Here is a 17,049-nt window from a genome sequence, read left to right as displayed (position 1 = left end):
ACAAAGGAAACCGGCGAGCCGCAAGGCTCCCCCGCGTCGCCCGCCATAAACGGGGTGTCGCGGTACGCGCTGGCCCTGACGATGCGGACATGAAAAAAGCGCCGGCATCGGTCGATGGGCGCTTGCGCGCCTCTGTGCTGTCAGGCTGCTAAACCCGATCGCCGATTGTGCGGCGATGGATGGAGCATCGCGCCGTTGTGGGGCGGTTGTCAAGAATGTGATCAACATTTCGATGGGCATCGTCAGGAAGGGATGACAGGCCCCCGTGTGAGGCCGGTGCGTTCGATGGGTGGCTCAGTGGCGCGTCGGCGCCGCGGTGGGCTGGGACGCCCCCAGCACCGCGCCCAGCGTCTTGATGAGCGCCTCGCCGATGACTTCGTTGGGCGGCAGGTCGATACCACCGTCCAGTTCGATCTGGAGCATCAGGACGCGCTTCTCAGGCGTGCCGCTCGCGTCGGGCGGTGAAGTCGGTGCCGCGGGAACGCCGCGCGGGTCATCGGGGTACAGGCTGATTGCCTTGCGGACCACGTTGGCGAACTCGCGGGCGAGCTCGCGGGCGAGCTCAGTGCTGTCGCAAAGCGGAAACACGTGGATCGTCATCAGGAACACCAGGAGGCGATCCAGCGGAATGGCGGCAACGACCGCGCTTTCACTCAATGCGAAAAGCTTTCCGTTGACCTCATAGGGCGCGACGGTCAGGTTAGCGATGCCGAAAGCGTCGGTATGTCCAGACATGCGCTGCATGAGCAACGCCGGATCCGCGTGCAGTTCGGTGGCAATGGCGGCGCAGGGAAGGTAGTGCGCGCCGGCATGCTTGATGATGGCGCGTCCGCCATGGCGGGTGCGCATGTGGGCAACGACGCGGGCGACGGGGGCGCTACTGGATGAGCAGGTATGCATGGCAATCTCCGATCGACAGGCAAGGGGAGTCCGTTCCGGCCTCCTGTCGAAAGGCCGGTGGATGCAGAGCGATGGATCACGCCGCTAAGGCGTCAGTGGAGGGGGTGGCACCTTCGACGCCCCTCGTCGGGCGGCGTGGCACCGGCGCGTGTATTGGCGCGCTCCTCGGCAATACGGATGAGCTCGGCAGCGGTAAAACAGGCCACCTGGTTCGATACCGGGTTGACCACACGCACGACGTCCGACGTCGAGCAATCGATATCGATCCACGCCGGCTGCGTGCGCGACTGGTACGTTGCAAGGGCCGTGACGGCGTAGGCGTGCGCCTTATAGGTGCACTCCACCTTTTGCTCAGCCATGAGGTGAGCGGCGCACGCGGTGATGAGCTGGTCCTCGTCCAGGTGCTCGTTGTCGTGCTGCTCGATATAGCGCAGCGCGGCGTAGCGCCTGCCGGCGCTGATTACTCGTTCGTCGCGTGGATCGACGGGAATCATGGTGGACACGTTACCCCCTGTGGTCTCGGTCAGCGGTAGATGACGGGCACGGTTTTGCCGTCGATGACGGTTACGGCCGGCATGCGCGGGCTCACCTTGCGCGGAGTCGGTTTCCGAGGCGCGATGAGGATGTCGTTATCGCGGCGCGCGACGAGCGGAAGGTTGATCTCCGCGTTTGGTGTAGCGCTGGGCATCGTCATGCGCACGATCCCCAGCTGCATGACGAACTGGCATCCGCACGCCAGGTTCGTGCACTGTGCATATTGCTCGGTGACTAAGGGGCTCAACCGGCGCGACGAGTAGATCGTGGCGCGCGATTGGCAATGGGGGCAGCTATGTCCGGGTCGCTGACGGCGAGCGGTCATCGTTCAAGCCTCGTTCGGCGTGTTCGCCGGATGCTGTGCGCGGTAAAGGGGAATGCCCAACAGGTAGACTTCACGCAGCAACGCGCCACGGGTGATGCCTGCCGCCTCGGCCAGGTGCTCCGCTTCGGCCCGCTCCTGCGGATCGAGGCTGAACGCGACGCGCACGAATTTACTGTCGCCGCGTGGGGCATAACGTTTCGTACTGGATGAGGAATTGGACATGCTGGGTTACGATGTGAATGTGGCTAACAACTGCCATGCTATCCCTCAGGGGGAGGGATTGCAACATGTTACCCGTGGAAATTCCTCAATGCGCGGATCACATTCCTCGAAGAGCGGCTTTTTCGCTCCTGTCGAGTCCGGCTCGCGGCCGGCGCCGGACGCCGGCGACATCATCGACCGGATGCAGCAGGTCTTCGGTGTGGCCACCGACGTGGCTCTGGCTGAGAAGCTCGGTCTGGGTCGGAAATCGACCAACAACTGGCGCGCCCGCGACTACAAGCCGCTAGACGCCTGCCTTGAGCTTGCTGTCGAACGCGGCGTATCACTGGACTGGTTGGTCTTCGGCGAGGGTGAACCGCTGCGCGGTGCGACCGCCACGGTCTTGGACGACGGCGCCGTGGTACCGAGCGGGCACGTCACTGTCCCGCGCCTGCTCGGCTTCGATGCTTCGGGCGGCCCTGACCAGCTCGTGCTCCCTGAACTCGTCGTGCGGCGTCGCGCGATCGTTGCCGACATCGGTGCGCTGCGCTGGATGGTCAATCCCACCGACGCTCTCGCGCCGCGGCTGCCTCAAGGAAGCGTGCTGCTGGTCGATACATCAGTCACGCGTCACGAAGACCTCGTGGATGGCGAGACCTATGTGGTGCAGCTGTGGGGTCGTGTCAACGTGCGCCGCATCTTCATCATCGGGCACAACGAGTACCGCTTGCGCGGTGACAGCGAGCTTGAGCAACGTCGCGACGTCACCGGTCCCGAGTATAAGAACCTCACGATTGGCGGCCGTGTCGTAGACGCAATCTGAGGGACGTGGGTGTATATTTCCGCTTGGGGAATCTAAGCAGAAACTATCCATGATCGACCGTGCAAGGGACGCTTGGGGGACTTGGTGCGAACGCATCGGGTGGCCAGCCAAGGTCATGATCAATATCGCTGCTGCTTTTGCATACATGGCAGCGTACCTGTGCCTCCGCGAGGCATCGAACGACCAATGGTATCTGCCGGCCGGGTTGCGCTTCGCCACCCTGCTCGCGATGCCATACCGGCTGTGGCCCGCGCTCTTTGTTGGCGAGGTGGCGGCGCTGTCTACGTTCCGCGTCCGCATGGCTGCCGAGTACGGTTGGTTGTACTACGCGGCGAGCACCGTCCTGGCGTGGCCCATCGTGGCGGTGATCGTCCGCCAGGTGCGTCGCGCCACATCGTTGCCGACACTGAGCTCCGCAACTGACGCTGTGGCGCTCGTCGTCGCTGGCATCCTTTCCGCGGAATTGGTGAGCGTGGCGAACAAGGCGGTGTCGGCCTACCTGCGGGCGGGCGGCGGCGAAATGGTCTACGGCGACCTCATTGTCTACTCGCTGGGTCACCTGCAGGGCATTCTGCTCGCCGCGCTCGGCCTGCCTGTCGTCGCACGATGCATCGCAGTACGGCACCTCGCGCGTCCTTTCGCGGTGGAGTCGGCCTGCGCCGTTCTGGTGTGCGTAGCGCTGGCCAGCGCTGTGTATGTTGCTTCGCCCGATGACGTCACCGCGTTGATGGCGCTTCGCCTGTGCATGCTGCTGCCGTCAGTGGCTCTGACGTTTCGCCACGGCTGGCAGGGCGCAGCGGTCAGTTCGATCGCAGCCAACGTGGCGCTCTTCGCGACGATCCCTCATCAGGACGCCGGTCAGGTCGATGGCCCGGCGCTATTGATGCAGGAAGCCTTCGCATTCGTAGCCGCGTCGTTGTTCGTGCTGGGCGCCCGGCTTCATCCTATGTCCGTCACCATGGGTTCCATCGTTGCGGATGCGGCCGACGAGAGGCGTCTCGTCCGCGAGCACCTCGAGGCGCAGGAGCGTCGGCAGCGTGATTCGGCTCTCCGCGCGGAGGCCCTGCAGCGCCAAACGCGCGAAAGCATGCGTCCGGTGTTGAACTTGCTTCGCAAGCACGGTCAGGCCGAGGCGGCCATGAACCTGGTCGGCATGGCTCACACGCAGTCATCGCAGTTTGAGCGACAGGTCATCGACAGCATCTACCCGCTGACCTTGGAGCGCTTCGGTTTTTTTGCCGCGTTAGAGTCGGAGGCGTTTGTCGCCCATTTCGGCGCCGTGCCCTTTCACCTTGATCTGACCGGCTCGCCGTTCACCGTGGCCATGGAAACGAACCTGGCCGCGTACCGTGTCCTGGGCGAGGCGATCGATCATCTGGCATCGCTGGACCCGACGTCGGTCAGTGTACGGATTCACTGCGGGCGCAAGGCCGACGGCCGTGGTGCGGTGAGCATGGCCATTCGCGCGATCGAACCGGCTGTTACCGGCCGGTCCTCGTCACAGCGCGCTCGCCTGGCTCAGTTGCGCAACCGCGTCGCCGCATACGGCGGCTCTGTGCACACCCGTGGTTATCGCATGCGCCTCATCGTTCTGGACGAAGCGCCCGCGCCGTCGGCGGCTCTTGAGGATGTGTCGCTGCCCTCGAACGTTCGGCTCCTGCGCGAGGTCGCGACGGTGCACTGACACTGATGCGTAGTCACAAAACAGGGCCCGCAATGCGGGCCCTTTTCATTTGGACGCGCAGGCGCTATTTCACGAAGACCTGCCAGACGAGCGCGCCATCGCTCGCCACGCGACGAGCCACCGTGATTGTGCCGTCGTCGTACACAACGTCCGTCCAGGCGGGCGCGATCGCGACCTGCTGTACCGCATCCGTGCCCACCGGCAGGGCCAGTACCGAGCCACTGACGATCGTGAAGGCTGCACGCGGCACGCCAGCCGCATCGGCGACCTCGACGTAGCGCAGACCCTCGCGGGTGAACTCGAACACCTGGTACTCCGGCGACAGGCTCAGGTTGCTGCTGGCCGGGCTGGTCTTGCCCAGCTCGCTCGAGCTGGCTACGGCGGCGCGGCCCTTGGGCTTGCCGTTGTCGCCCGAAGCGCAGCAAACCGGCTCCGCGGCCCAGCTGGCGGCGACGGGTGCGAGCAATAGCAGTGCCGCGAGTGTGTGAATCGATTTCATGAACTCTCATCTCCTGGTAGTGACACGTGGTGCGCCGGCACTGTCGTTCCTGGCTCGGGTGCGGGCGAAGTCTGCCACGCCGACGCGCTTGAATTGTTTAGGTCGGGGCCTCGGTGTCGTCGGCTGCTTCGTCGTCTTCATCCTGCGCCGGGTGGTCGCTGGCCGCGGCCTTATTCTCCAGCTCGACGTGCGTGGTGTAGCCGCCTGAACCGGTTAGCCGGTGGGTTGCCTTGGCCACGATCCACTCGAACGCGCCAATGACGTCGCCCCATCCCTGCAGCGTCACGGGCATTTCCGGCACGAGGTCCGGGCGGCCGACAGCCATCTCCAGTTCGAACGTGGCCGCGCCCCTCTTAATGCGTGCCATTTCTGCGGCCGCCGCGCGCTTGGCCTCGGCCGGGCTCGCGTATTTCCCGCGCAGCACCTTGATATGTCCTTTCTCGCCCGACAGCGCGGTTTTGCCGCGTGCGGCGTCGACGTCATGCCAGCCCGCGCGTACGCCCGTGTATGCATCACGCTTGGCTTGGTGAAAGCGGTGACGGTCGCCGGTCGCGCGGGTGAGGGTGAGCGTCGGAAGCGTCGTACCGCTGACGGTGGTGGCCTTGCCGACCGGTCCGAAGATCAGATAGCCGTTCTTCACTGTCGCCACGGCATCCCACATCTCGCCCAGACGGCGCAGCATGGCGATGTCGCTCTCGGTCTGGTCGATCTGCTCGACGGTGACGCTGGCCAGCGCCGGAGACACGCGAGGCGTGAGCCCGTTCTCGCCGGCGATCACCTTCACCACGTGACCGATCGTCGTGTTGGAGAAGCTGCGTTCCTTGCGGGTGTTGATACCGCTGGCCAGCTTCGCGCTGCGACCACGTACGGTGATCATGTCGGGCGTGCCAGCGTGCTCGATCTCATCAACCACGTACGTGCCCTGCAGCTGCACGCCGGTGCCGTCGAAGCCCAGCATCACAGCCACCGTGACGCCGGTCCTGGGCAGCGCCAGGCGCCCGTCGGTGGCATCGAACGAGAGGTCCAGCTGGTCGGCATGGCCGGCGCGGCTGGTCGTGATGGTGAGCTCGGACAGCCGCGGGCGCAGGCGGTCGGTGAGGTCGGTACCGTCGATGGTGACGCGGTAGTTCGCCCGGGTGAGCGCATTGGCGTCGGCCATTACTTCGCCGCCTGCTGGCTGGTTTCGGGCTTCTCGTTCGCGGGCATGCTGTCGTCGCGCGTGAGCGTCAGGGAGAACTCGACCAGGCGCGGCGTACCGTCGGCGAAATGGCCGCGCTGCGTCGTCTGGAGGCTGTCGATGTGGTAGGTGCCGTAGACGTAGCCGGCGCCATCCACGAGCAGGTACGCCTCGCCGCCGCGACCCATGTCCTCCAGGCGTGTGATCGAGGCCAGCGTGCCGGTGACGCTCGGCGCGACGATGCCGGCAAGGTTGATCTGTTCCTCGCCGGGCCCGAGCTTCTGGTAGGCGTCGCGGTCGCCGACACGCACCGCCGCCGCGTGCTTGAACTGCATGGAGCGTTGCAGCTTGTCGTAGCCGGCCGTGGAGGTGCCGAACGGGAAGGGCCCCAGTGCAAGCATGTACATGGTCAATCCTTGTCGTGGTAACTGGAGCGCGACTCGGCGGCGCGTTTCCGGCGTTCATTGGCGAACGCGTCGTTCATGGCGCGCGTGGTTTCTTCGCGAGACAGGCCGCGCGCGTCGACGTGCACCTGGTAGGTGTCGCCGCCATTGCCGCGCGTCGGGATCGCCTGGGGTTTGACGATGTTGCCGCCGACGGCGCCGGCGCTGCCGACTGGGTTGCGGGCGATCGCATCGGTGATCTGCCGCGCGCGATCGCTGTCTCCGGGCATGATCCACTGGAGCGGCTCCGGGCTCGTGGTGGATCCACCGTTGATCTTCTGCCACATCGCATACAGCCGCTCGATCACGCCACGCACCGCCTGGATCTTCGATTCGATCCAGCCCAGCGCCGCGGCCGCGGCATCGCGCACGGACGACCACAGGCCGGCGAAGAAATCCCGCACCGGCCCCCAGCTGGTGACCACGAAGCCCGCGGCGGTACCGATCGCCTGGCCCAGCAGGACGAAGAGGCGGACGCCGAAGGTGATCGCCTGAATGACACCACCCATCACGGCGCCGATGACCTGGCCGAAACCCGCGCCATTGGCGCGCGCGGCGTCCAGCTGCTGCGTCGTGGCCTGCACGGGCTGGATCAGCTGGGTAAACCACTGCCAGGCCGATTGCAGCCAGCCGGCCAGCACGCCGAACGCATCCGCCAGCGGTGCGAGGGCGACCTTGACGCTGGCCAGCGCCGGCGACACGCCTTGAGCGATACCCTGGCCGACGCCTTCGAACCAGGCGGTAATCGGACCCCAGTATTTACGGATGGCCAGCGCCACGGCTGCCACGACGACGATCAGACCGCCGACAGTGGCGACGGTCGTCATCGAGGCGCCCGCGATGCCCATCAGCACGCCGCGCGCGGCAACACCCACCCGCGACAGCAGTCCGGCTTGTGCCGCCCCGCCTGTGGCCGTGGAGGCGGCCGCGGCGCCGGACTCCGTAGCCGCGGCCGCGCCACCCAGGATGCGGGAGAGCGCCAGGCGGATGCCGGCAGCCTTGAAGGCGAAGCGAAGCATGGCCAGCTGACTGAGCAAACCGCCCAGGGCGATCATCAGTCCGCCGGCGGCGGTCATCAGCACGCCAAAGCCGCCGGCGGTGACGGTAAAGGCCTTGGCGATGCGCGGGTGGGCCTCGGCGAACCGGTTCAGGCCCCGCACGATGGCCACGAGCTTGCTCAGGCCGGCCACGTACATGGGCAGCACCTGCGTGCCGAGCTCGCGGTAGAGATCCCGCTTCTTCGCCTCGAGGTCGATTTCCATCCCGCCGGCGGTGCCGCGTGCTTCGTCGTACAGTGCATTGACGCCGTAGGCCTTGGGCACGGCCGCCAGGTGCTTGGCGATGTTGGCCCGCTCCAGATACAGCGAGGCGAACAGGTCACCACCCTTGCGGCCGGAGAAGAGCGCATTGATCTTGCTGACGACCTGCTGGTCGGACAGCGCGCCGTGCGGATTGATCTTGGGGATGACGCGCGTCATCAGGTATTCGAACGGGTTGCTGCGGTAGAGCTCGCCTTCCTTGAGCGCGTCGGGCAAAACCTTCTTCACGTGGCCCGTGGTGCCGTAGAGCACCGAATCCTTTTTCAACAGGCCGAGCTTGTAGAGCTCTTCGGCCGACTGCTGGGTGGAGCGGCCCGCGGCCCAGTTCTGGTAGCCGGTGGCCAGACCGGTACCGGCGCGGTGACCGCCCATTTCCTGCATCGTGTGCAGCAGGCCGAAGAAGAACGAAGTGTCGTCCAGCTGCTTGGCCGCGACACCGCCGGTCTTGATCATGTTGAGCAGGTCTTCGGGCTTCACCAGGCCGCCCGAACCGACGTACGCCTGCGTGGCGAAGTCCAGCACGCGTTTCAGGCTTTCCGGGTTCTTCGCCGCGCCGCGCAGCTCGGCAACCTTGAGCAGGTCCATGAACATGGTCTCGGCGTTCTGCCCATGGCCCTCGCCATGGCCGCCCTGTGCCATCACGGCCTCGATGCCGAACTTCATGCGGGCAAGGTAGGGGGAGACCTGCTCGGCCTCGTGCATGTCGCGCAGGACGCTGTTGGCTTCCTTCACCAGCTTGAGGTTGTCCGTGGCGCTGGAGCCGATCACGTCCATGCCGCGGGCGAACTTCACCGCGTCCGCCACGGCGGCATCGCCGATACCCTGCGCGCGCAGCTGGGAGACCTGCACCTGGAAGGCCTTGGCCTCATCGATCGTCGGGCGTACGGCCGCGATGACGCCCTGGCCGGTGGCCAGTGCCGCGGCACCGCCGACGGCCAGATGGGCGCCCGTGGCCTGTCCCTGCTGCATTTGCGATCGCGCGGCGCCCATCCGGCGCTGCTGCTCGCTGATGGCGCCCAGTTTCGTTTTCTGCGTGGTAAGCGCGGCGTTGGTGCCCTCGATATCGGCGCGCAGCTGCTTCTCGAAGCTGGCCAGCTTCTTCGTGTTGATCCCGGCCGATGCCATCTGCGTGTGTACTTCGCGCAGTTTCACCGCGTGCGCGCTGTACGCGCGTTCCGCACCTTGCACCGCGGCCTTGGCCTGAACCAATGCTGCCGTCTGCTTCTTCGTCGGGTTCACGGCGGCGTTGTGAGCCGCCGTGACCGCCTTGAGATTGTCGCGCGCCGTCTTCAGCTCGCGCTGGAGCTCGGCCGTGCCGCGTTTGAGGTTCTTGAACGCGTTGACCGTGCCTTGCGTTTTCTCCAGCTCGCGCAGGCGATCGCGGGTTTCCTTGAGCGCCTTGGCCGTCTTGCCCGACTCGCCGCTGATGGATCGCAGCGGCGCGGTGACCTTCTCGACCATCGACAGCAGCACTTTGAGGCTAAGGTCCATATCACTCCTGTTTCGCACCGCTGCGTTCGACGGCGCGTTCGTGCCACACCATGAGTTCGGCAGGCCCCATGCTGTCCATGTCGCGGGGCGCCCAGTGGAAGACGACGGCGAGATCCGCCATCACGTCCTCTACGCGGTCAGGAATGAGTCCTTCGCCTGCTTCGTCAACAAAAAACCGGAGACCTCCGTGGCGATCTGTACCAGGTCGGCCGGATCCAGCGCGGCGACCTCGGGCTTGGTCAGCGTGGGCACGGTGATGCGCGGCAGGACGGTTTCCAGGGCGGCCACGTCCATGTTGAGCAGGTTGATGAGCGAGGTGCCACGCAGCTCGCCGGCAGTGGGCTTGCGGACCATGATCTGGGTCAGCTGGCCGTCGCCGCGGGCGATCGGGGTTTCGAGGGTGACGGTCTTCTGCACGATTTCCATGGGTGTTCCTTGCGAAAGGTGTGGCGCCCGGGTGCGGGCGCCGTGGAGTAGGGAGGCGCGCTATCGCTGCCGGGGCAGCGAGTCGGTTTAGACGATCCAGGAACCCATAGCCGCGCGCTGGGCAGCGAGCACGTCGATGCCGTCAACGATGAGGATGTTATTCAGCGCGTCGTACTCGATCATGACCTTGCCGTTGATGGTCTCGCGGTAGTACGCGCACGGCATGATGTATTTGAATTCGCCGACGGTCTGGGTCTTTGCATCGCCCGGATCGATTTCCTTGTAGCGACCGCGCACGTATACCTCGACCGAAGCGTATGCACCGGTGGCGTCGTTCTGGTACGCGCCGACGAAGCGCAGACCCACGGCATCGACCGTGGTGGCGGCGTACGCGCGCAGGGCGGAAATCAGGAAGCCATTGCCCGAGAACGAGCACTCCACCTTGTCCTGGCCCATGTCGATCTCGACCGGGCCGGCCATACCGCCGTTGTTCACATCCTCGGTCTTGCGGGTGAGCTTGGGGCGGGTGAACGACGAGATGAGGCCGGCCCAGTTATCGCTGTCCTGGAACACGTTGTAGTTCTTGAGCACTTGGGGGAGGCTCATGGGTGTATCTCCAATGCGAGGAAGGTGCCGGCAGGGTCAGCTGCCGGCGAGGGGGATCAGCCGACCGACACCGCGGCCGAGAGCGTGGCGAAGTAGGTGTCGGTGAAGCTCTGCTTGTTGGTGACCTGCTCGAACGGCGGCACCGGCGTGTATTCGTAGGAGATGGCGAACCGGCCGTTTTTCATGTCGTCGGTCGAATTGAGCGACGGATCGAACCAGGCCTTGCCACCCAGGAGCTGACCCGCGCGGACCATCTGGCGAATCTTGCGGTTGAAACCGTCGATGACCTCGCGGATGAGGATCGCCGAGGCCGGCTGGTCGATGTACGGGAACAGGGCCTCGGCCATCGAGTCGGCCAGGACCTGCGCGGTGCGGGTGTAGGACTCGAAGATATACGTCGCCGAATCGCACGTGCGCGAGCCCCAGAAGCGGAAGCCCTCACGGCCGATGAGCGTGGTGATGCCCTGGGCGTTCAGCAGGTCTGCGTCGGTACCGGTCTGCTGCAGGGCGAAGTACACGTCCCGGTCGATCCCCGTGACGCCGTTGACCGGCACGTTGGAGAGCGTCTTGTGGAAGCCGATGTCCTGGTCGATCTGCGCGCGCAGGCCCAGAGCGATGGCAATGGTCATGGCCTTGGCGGCCGCGGCCTTCGCCGAGTCGAAGTAGGTGAAATCCGGCCAGATGAGCGTCAGCTCGCGGGCGGCGAAACCCTTGCGGTAGAGCAGGGCATTGGCCACGCTCTCCGAGGCGCCACAGCTGGCATAGACGAAGGCGCGGAGCTTTTGCGCCACGATGACGAGCGCCGTAGTCACCTCGAGCAGGTCGTGGCCGGGCACGCCAAGAATGCGCGGGCGCACACCCAGCTTGGCTTCGGCCGTCAGCAGCGCCTGCATGCCCGTGTAGGCGCCGGACGCATCGACGCCGCCGATGATCTTGGCGCTGGTCGCCGCCTCGTCGGCGCCTTCCTCCACGCGCACCACGATCACCGGACAGGTCACCTGGTCCGCGATCGCCGACAGCGACTTGGCCAGGGTGCCGGCAACGCCGGCCTTGGCAAGCGCGGTCTTCGGCTGGGTGATGAGCACCGCTTGATTCAGCGGGAACGCGGCCGCATCGGCGTCGGACGCGGTGCACACCATGCCGATGACGGCGGTGGAGATAGTGGTGACGGAGAGCGGTGCGGCCGAGGATTCGTCGGTGCGCGAGCCGTGGTGGTATTCGGTGGCCATGAGGGGTCCTCGCTTCGTGGGGCGGTCAGTTGCCGTTGACGTTCTGGTTGGTGTAGATCGTGGTGTCCGAGCGCTTCACCCCGTCCTTGAAGAGGTGCAGGACGATGGTTGCGCTCGATGAGGCGGTGGTGCCGGTCAGCTGTGCCTGTGCGTAGGCGCGGCAGTAATGGTCTGCCGTCATCGCATAGCGATTGCCGTTGTTGGGCGAGTCACAGTCGATGCCGTTCGAGGCGTTGCCGACGGTCGATTGGTTCTGCAGCGTGTAATCGAAGCTGCAAGACCACTGCGATGCGGATGACCCGTCAGTGAGCCAGGTGCCTGATGCGACTGTCGTGATGTCGGAGGTGCTGCGCCACCGCTGCACTTGCCACGTCCCGTTCGCGGAGACCAGGAACCTGAACCCGGCTCCGCCACGCGACTGGTTGTTGTCGTTGAAGGTCTGGCCGTTGCATGACAGCGCGTAGACAGCCGTTCCCTTGGCCGCCCACTGTTTGCCGACGTCGCCGACGCCCGCGGCGTTGAAACCGCTGTAGGGACCGGGTGTGCCATACGCTGCCGACGCATACTTCGTGCCGGCGTTGCCCCCCACCTTCAGACCTGCGGCGAGATAGCCGTTGCCGACAACGTCGGGGTCATACAGGTTTTCGAGGTCGTTGCCAGCAGCCTTGTAGCCAGGCATATCGGTCAGCCCTCGCTGCCCGAGACGGCCGGCGTGGATGCCGCTACGATCGCGTAGGCTTCGTCGTAGAGCGCGGCATACGCGGCTTTGATAAGCAGCACAATGCCACCAACCGATACGTTACTGAGATCGGCGTCGGTCACCGGGTCGACAAGGCCTTCGCCAAACTTGCGCGGGGCGATCTCGTAGACCGTCTTGTCCAGGTTGTACCAGTCGCCGCCGATCGACAGCCACTTTTCGTTCTGGAACAGATGCGGGCGCGACTGAAAACGCACCGTAGCGGCCTGCGATTCCGGGTTGTAGAACAGGTAGGTGTTCTCGGCGATCATTTCGCGGACGATGCCTTCCGCAATGGTTTCAGAGCGGGGATTCATTTGAGGGCCTCCAGTGTGTCGATGCGCTTGGCGAGCTTCGCGATGTAGCTCTCCAGTTCCTTGATATGGAGCGCGTTGTCGGCGCCCATTTCCACGGCCATGCCGAGGTTGTTGACGGTCAAGCGCTTCTTGGATCGCGCGCCCTTCTTGCTCGATTTCGTTTCGGCTTCATCGACGTGGTGCGGCGCCTTCTTCTGCACCCACTGCGCGATCGCGCCTTCGCCGTACGAGCCATCGGCTTTCATCTGCCAGGATGAATAGCCCTTGGCGATGTGCAGGGACAGGCCGCGTGTGACGGCCTTGCGCTTGATGTTGAATTTCAGGCGGCGGTCGGAGTAGTTGAACCACTGCGTTACATTGATGAGGCCGTTCCAGTTGAGCACGTAGGAGCTGTTCGCGTTCTGGCGCTGAATGCTGCACAAGTCGTCGCCGGATCCGTTGTAGCCGTGCCAATACATGGCACCGTTCGTACCCATGCCCGTGAAACGAAACGGTGCCCCGTTGGTAAAGGTGTTGTCCGCCGCGTAGAACGCGGCTGCGCCTACATGATTTGTCGGGGTCTGGAAGAACCAGTTGGTACCGATATCGACGTATCCAAACGAGCTGCCGCCGTAGCCAAAGCGCATCAAGAAGCCGACGCTGTTAGTGCTCGCGCCGAAGTCAAGCCACGCCTGCGAGGACGAATCCACAAGGCGCTCCATTCGCCAAAAAACCGAGTCCCATCCGTTTGTGGGGCTCGACGTCCGCCATGCAACGGTGCGCAATGCATCGGAGTTACTGTCACTTACGGCAGTGCGCCACGTGGCAAGCCCAGAGTTAGCGGACTGCGAGAGCGATCCAGCGGTGTTCTGCACCAGGCCGGTGAAGGTGGGGTTGGCAATAGGCGCTTTCGTGTCGAGCGTCGATTGAAGATTGGTGACGTCGCCGATAACGTGCGTGTGCACTTTCGCCGCTTTGCCATCCAGCGCATCGTTCAGGCCGATCACGTCGGTCATTGCGTGCGAATGCACTTTGGCCGCCGCGCCGATATCGGCGAGCACCTGGGCCGCGGTGCGCGGCACGAGCGGATCGCCTGCTTTGGCGGGACCGGTCAGGAAGCTCCCCGCCGCCACGGCGCCCAGGCCCGTGCCGCCACGGACGAGCGGCAGGATGCCCGTGGTGATGTCGGCCGCGTCGTGGGGATGGGGCGCGGGCGGGAACGCCGCAGGCACGCCGGTGAGGTTGGCGTACGATCGGTAGTACGCGCCTTCCTTGCCGTCGAGCAGGTCGGCGTCAAGGCCGTTCCCGCTCCCGGTATCGAAGGTGGCGGCCGCCTTGAGGCCCAAGGCCAGCCGGAAGGCGTCGACCTTGGCAATCGTCAGCAGCGACTTCACAAAGTCAGTCGGGGCGCCCAGGCCAAGACGCGCGTTGAGCGCGGCCAAGAGACTCTTCGGTGTCACGGTGCGCGTGCTGTCGGCGCCGACGACGGTTTCGTCGTCGGTGGCCAGCTCGCTTACGCCCAGGCGCTCGGTGGTGGCTTGCGGATTACTGAAATTGGCGTCGCCGAAGATGATCTGCGTCGCGTTGACGTCGGCGAACTGCACGTCGACGGCCAGCAGCATGGCCGCCTGAGCCGACTTCTGGACGATCACGTCCGCCTGGCCGTACGAGGCGAACAGCGTGCCGTCGGTCAGGTAGATGCCGAAGCCACGCACGCTGTACGAGGCGCCGTCCGTGGTGTCGCTGATGGTGACGTGCATGGTATCGGCGGCGGTGGCGCCGCCGGCAATGGTGGCGATGCGTTTGATTTCGTCGGGTAGCGGGCTGCCCGGGGCGAACGCGGTCGACGTGATGCCGGCGGTGGCCACCAGCACGGCGTTGGTGCCGTTGCCGGCGGCGTTACGCAGGGCAGCGCGACCGGCCGCGGTGATTGTCAGCACGAGGGCGGCCATCAGGACTAGACTCCGTTGAACGAAAGGCGGCGATAGGACAGCGGACGCGCGGCGGCGATCAGGCCGACGCCGCCCATGGCCTGCATGCCCTGGGTAAAGGTGAAATGCGAACGCGCAGGCTTGGCACGCCTGACCTCGGCGATGATGTCGTCCACGAACTCGGCCGACGCCTGCTGGCCGCCTTGGGTCGGGACGGTGAGGATCAGCGAGAAGGTGTGCGGCACGCCCATCGGCGTGGTCTGCCACCACTCGGTGATTTCGACGTGGCCACCGAACGATTCCACGACATCGCGTACCGCCTTAGCCGTGCCCTTGCGGCGTGCAATGTCGATCGCGCTCTTGACCCGGTTGCGCTTGACGACCTCGGACCAGTAGGGCTTCCACGAGTCCACCGAAAGCGACCAGGCGAGCCACGGCAGCAGGTCGGCCGAGATGGTGTCCGGGTTCCACAAGGTGTCGATGGCCACCGGCAAATCGAGCAGTGAGAGCCCCACCTGTTCGAGGGCGCGCTCGAGCTCGGTCGCGTTGGCGGGCAGGAGGCTATTCACCGATGCCCTCATAGGTCAGCTGCTTGCCGGTGCAATACGCGGCCTGCGTATCCGAGACCACGATGGTGGCTGCCGGCGAATCGATGATGACGTTCTGGATGCCGGGCACTTGCAGGGCGGCATACAGCGCCGAAAGGGTGATATCGCGGCCCAGTCGGCGCGAAGCGGCGAGGTAGGCATCGAGGTTGGCCTCGGCCGCGGCGAGCGCCACGGCAGGATCCGGGCCGGCGAACGACCACAGTCGAGCCGCCACGGCAAAAGGCACGATTTCTGCGGACTGCGTGGTTGTGAAATCGGTCAGCGGGCGCACGTTTTCGGCGCTCACCGCGGCATTGACGGTGTTGAGCAAGGCGACGCTTGCCGTGCCGTCGCCGGTCCGGGAAAGCACCGACACGACCACATAGCCCGGCTGTGGGCTGGTCGCGCTGGCATCAAGCACGTCGCCTGACGCACTGCGCGCATGGAATTCGTATGCGGCCTCGGGACCGGCGACGGAAAACGATGCCGGCGCGAGCGTTGCGCGTTCGCGTAAGTCATCGTCTTCCTCCATCACCGGATCGGGGATGCCGTGCTCGGGATCTGCGGGCGTAATGACCAGGCGCTTGACGCCCAGGAGCGCGCATAGGTTGTCCAGGTCGCCTTTCTTTGCCTGGCCCAGCATGTTCGCCCGGGAGGCGTCGTTGACGTGCTGACGCAGGTTCATCGCCATGTAGGCGACCACCTGGAGCACCTTCGCCGGCGTGGAGGATTCGAGGTCGATGTTGAAGTCGGGCTTGAGCTCCTTGAACTTCGCCTTGGCGATGGCGTAGATGGCCTCGAAGTCCAGGCTCTCCACCACGTCCGGCGGCGGCAGCTTGCTAAGCTGGATGGCGTCGGTCATGCGTTCGCGCCCTTAGCGATCGCCAGGCGAAAGCTCTGCGCGGCGCCGGAGTCGGTCAGCACCGAATCGATGACCAGCTCGAACGCGCCCTGGAACGCGTCAGCGGCGACCAGCGCGACGCGCTTGACGGCGATGCGCGGTTCCCAGCGGCGAAGCGCCGTGGCGACGGCGGAATAGAACAGCGTGCGGTTGGCGGCGTTGGCCGGCGCGTCGATCATCGCCGGTGCCCATGAGCCGTAATCACGCCGTGCGATGCGCGTGCCGATCAGGGTCCAGACGATATCGTTGATCGACTGGCGCACGTCTTCGTACTCGGCGGTGTCCTCGCCGGTGAAGTGGTCCATACCCGTCATTGCGGCGGCGCCGTGGTGGAGCCACCGGCCTGCACGCCGGGATGCTTGTGGCCCTTGCCGCTGATACCGGCCGCGATAACGTCCGTGTCGCCTGTGACGGTCTGCTTCGAATGCACGTCGCCGTCGACGCTGACGTTCTTCGTCACCGCAAGGTTGCCGTCCAGCGTCGCGTCGCCGGTGAAGAGGAAACCGCCAGGCGCGGTGACTTCGACGCGGCCGCCGCCGGGTAGCACGCCCTGGAGCAGGTGCTTCACCTGGTCGTACAGCAGCACGGCGCCGTCGCCGAAAGCCATGACGACGTTGTCCGCCGTGGCGCCCTCGGGCGCGGGAAATGCGTCGGAGAAGATGCCGCAGAGGGCTACGCCGCTGGCCGGGTCACCGAAGGGGGAGAGAACCAGCACCTGCTCGCCAACGGCTGGGGGAGACCAGTGGCGAAGGGATTTGCCGGCGCGCGGCGCGAGCCACGGCAGCGGCGCAGTAAGGAGTCCTCCGACCTGCACGCGCACGCGTGCGGGCTTGATGGTCACGGATTGAACCGTACCGTACCGGATGAGGTTGGCCTGGGTGCGGGCGAGGTCGGAGGACATGCCCGGCAGCTTCGCCAATGGCATTTGCCCACGCACGCGG

General features: G+C 65.5%; 21 protein-coding genes. 2 read left to right on the top strand and 19 right to left on the bottom strand.

Annotation, left to right across the window (positions count from 1 at the left end):
- Positions 1–294 precede the first annotated feature (294 nt).
- The 4 genes from J2X57_RS09935 to J2X57_RS09920 all read right to left on the bottom strand — a co-directional run bounded on the left by J2X57_RS09935 (position 295) and on the right by J2X57_RS09920 (position 1,981).
- The gene (locus J2X57_RS09935) at positions 295–900 is read right to left on the bottom strand and encodes a hypothetical protein (RefSeq protein WP_309866512.1); all 606 of its coding nucleotides are present in this window, start codon (positions 898–900) and stop codon (positions 295–297) included.
- Between the two features lie 92 nt (positions 901–992).
- Complete coding sequence (locus J2X57_RS09930) at positions 993–1,394, bottom strand: hypothetical protein (RefSeq protein ID WP_309866509.1); 402 nt, start codon at positions 1,392–1,394, stop codon at positions 993–995.
- Between the two features lie 29 nt (positions 1,395–1,423).
- Positions 1,424–1,759 carry an ogr/Delta-like zinc finger family protein gene (locus tag J2X57_RS09925; RefSeq protein WP_309866506.1) on the bottom strand — a complete coding sequence of 112 codons (336 nt, stop codon included), beginning with the start codon at positions 1,757–1,759 and terminating at the stop codon, positions 1,424–1,426.
- 3 nt (positions 1,760–1,762) lie between these two features.
- On the bottom strand, positions 1,763–1,981 hold the full coding sequence (locus J2X57_RS09920; protein ID WP_309866503.1) for a hypothetical protein: 219 nt from the start codon (positions 1,979–1,981) through the stop codon (positions 1,763–1,765).
- Between J2X57_RS09920 and J2X57_RS09915 the strand changes: the two genes are divergently transcribed.
- Together J2X57_RS09915 and J2X57_RS09910 are read left to right on the top strand one after the other, a co-directional pair.
- Positions 1,980–2,783: a LexA family transcriptional regulator gene (locus J2X57_RS09915; protein ID WP_309866500.1), complete on the top strand. Its 804-nt coding sequence runs from the start codon at positions 1,980–1,982 to the stop codon at positions 2,781–2,783. The two genes, J2X57_RS09920 and J2X57_RS09915, sit on opposite strands and share 2 nt — an antisense overlap.
- A gap of 49 nt (positions 2,784–2,832) precedes the next feature.
- Positions 2,833–4,467, top strand: coding sequence for an MASE1 domain-containing protein (locus tag J2X57_RS09910; RefSeq protein WP_309866496.1), 1,635 nt, complete (start codon positions 2,833–2,835; stop codon positions 4,465–4,467).
- Between the two features lie 64 nt (positions 4,468–4,531).
- Here the strand turns inward: J2X57_RS09910 and J2X57_RS09905 are convergent, their stop codons facing one another.
- The 15 genes from J2X57_RS09905 to J2X57_RS09835 all read right to left on the bottom strand — a co-directional run bounded on the left by J2X57_RS09905 (position 4,532) and on the right by J2X57_RS09835 (position 17,009).
- Positions 4,532–4,966 carry a hypothetical protein gene (locus J2X57_RS09905; RefSeq protein WP_309866493.1) on the bottom strand — a complete coding sequence of 145 codons (435 nt, stop codon included), beginning with the start codon at positions 4,964–4,966 and terminating at the stop codon, positions 4,532–4,534.
- A gap of 97 nt (positions 4,967–5,063) precedes the next feature.
- Entirely contained in the window at positions 5,064–6,125 is a 1,062-nt protein-coding gene (locus tag J2X57_RS09900; protein WP_309866490.1) for a contractile injection system protein, VgrG/Pvc8 family, read from the bottom strand.
- A complete protein-coding gene (locus J2X57_RS09895; RefSeq protein ID WP_309866487.1) occupies positions 6,125–6,550 on the bottom strand; it encodes a phage tail protein in 426 nt (141 codons plus the stop codon). Before J2X57_RS09895 ends, J2X57_RS09900 begins: the two co-directional genes overlap by 1 nt.
- Before the next feature lie 2 nt (positions 6,551–6,552).
- Positions 6,553–9,396: a hypothetical protein gene (locus J2X57_RS09890; protein WP_309866484.1), complete on the bottom strand. Its 2,844-nt coding sequence runs from the start codon at positions 9,394–9,396 to the stop codon at positions 6,553–6,555.
- Between the two features lies 1 nt (position 9,397).
- Positions 9,398–9,517 carry a GpE family phage tail protein gene (locus tag J2X57_RS09885; RefSeq protein WP_081908603.1) on the bottom strand — a complete coding sequence of 40 codons (120 nt, stop codon included), beginning with the start codon at positions 9,515–9,517 and terminating at the stop codon, positions 9,398–9,400.
- Positions 9,518–9,525: 8 nt separating this feature from the next.
- Positions 9,526–9,822, bottom strand: coding sequence for a phage tail assembly protein (locus J2X57_RS09880; protein ID WP_036129232.1), 297 nt, complete (start codon positions 9,820–9,822; stop codon positions 9,526–9,528).
- An 87-nt stretch (positions 9,823–9,909) separates the two neighbouring features.
- Positions 9,910–10,428 carry a phage major tail tube protein gene (locus J2X57_RS09875; protein ID WP_309866479.1) on the bottom strand — a complete coding sequence of 173 codons (519 nt, stop codon included), beginning with the start codon at positions 10,426–10,428 and terminating at the stop codon, positions 9,910–9,912.
- A gap of 56 nt (positions 10,429–10,484) precedes the next feature.
- Positions 10,485–11,657 carry a phage tail sheath subtilisin-like domain-containing protein gene (locus J2X57_RS09870; RefSeq protein WP_309866476.1) on the bottom strand — a complete coding sequence of 391 codons (1,173 nt, stop codon included), beginning with the start codon at positions 11,655–11,657 and terminating at the stop codon, positions 10,485–10,487.
- 25 nt (positions 11,658–11,682) lie between these two features.
- On the bottom strand, positions 11,683–12,336 hold the full coding sequence (locus J2X57_RS09865) for a hypothetical protein (RefSeq protein ID WP_309866473.1): 654 nt from the start codon (positions 12,334–12,336) through the stop codon (positions 11,683–11,685).
- Between the two features lie 5 nt (positions 12,337–12,341).
- A complete protein-coding gene (locus J2X57_RS09860) occupies positions 12,342–12,710 on the bottom strand; it encodes a hypothetical protein (protein ID WP_309866470.1) in 369 nt (122 codons plus the stop codon).
- The gene (locus J2X57_RS09855) at positions 12,707–14,641 is read right to left on the bottom strand and encodes a hypothetical protein (protein ID WP_309866467.1); all 1,935 of its coding nucleotides are present in this window, start codon (positions 14,639–14,641) and stop codon (positions 12,707–12,709) included. Before J2X57_RS09855 ends, J2X57_RS09860 begins: the two co-directional genes overlap by 4 nt.
- Before the next feature lie 5 nt (positions 14,642–14,646).
- A complete protein-coding gene (locus J2X57_RS09850; RefSeq protein WP_309866464.1) occupies positions 14,647–15,201 on the bottom strand; it encodes a phage tail protein I in 555 nt (184 codons plus the stop codon).
- Entirely contained in the window at positions 15,182–16,069 is an 888-nt protein-coding gene (locus J2X57_RS09845) for a baseplate J/gp47 family protein (RefSeq protein ID WP_309866461.1), read from the bottom strand. Before J2X57_RS09845 ends, J2X57_RS09850 begins: the two co-directional genes overlap by 20 nt.
- Positions 16,066–16,422, bottom strand: a complete 357-nt coding sequence (locus J2X57_RS09840) for a GPW/gp25 family protein (protein ID WP_309866459.1) — start codon at positions 16,420–16,422, stop codon at positions 16,066–16,068. Before J2X57_RS09840 ends, J2X57_RS09845 begins: the two co-directional genes overlap by 4 nt.
- The gene (locus tag J2X57_RS09835) at positions 16,419–17,009 is read right to left on the bottom strand and encodes a phage baseplate assembly protein V (protein ID WP_309866456.1); all 591 of its coding nucleotides are present in this window, start codon (positions 17,007–17,009) and stop codon (positions 16,419–16,421) included. The genes J2X57_RS09840 and J2X57_RS09835 overlap by 4 nt, the downstream gene beginning before the upstream one ends.
- Between the last annotated feature and the right edge of the window lie 40 nt (positions 17,010–17,049).

This window comes from Luteibacter sp. 1214 (genome assembly GCF_031455395.1).
Classification (GTDB): Bacteria; Pseudomonadota; Gammaproteobacteria; order Xanthomonadales; family Rhodanobacteraceae; genus Luteibacter; species Luteibacter mycovicinus.
This window is presented reverse-complemented; position numbering and strand designations above follow the sequence as displayed.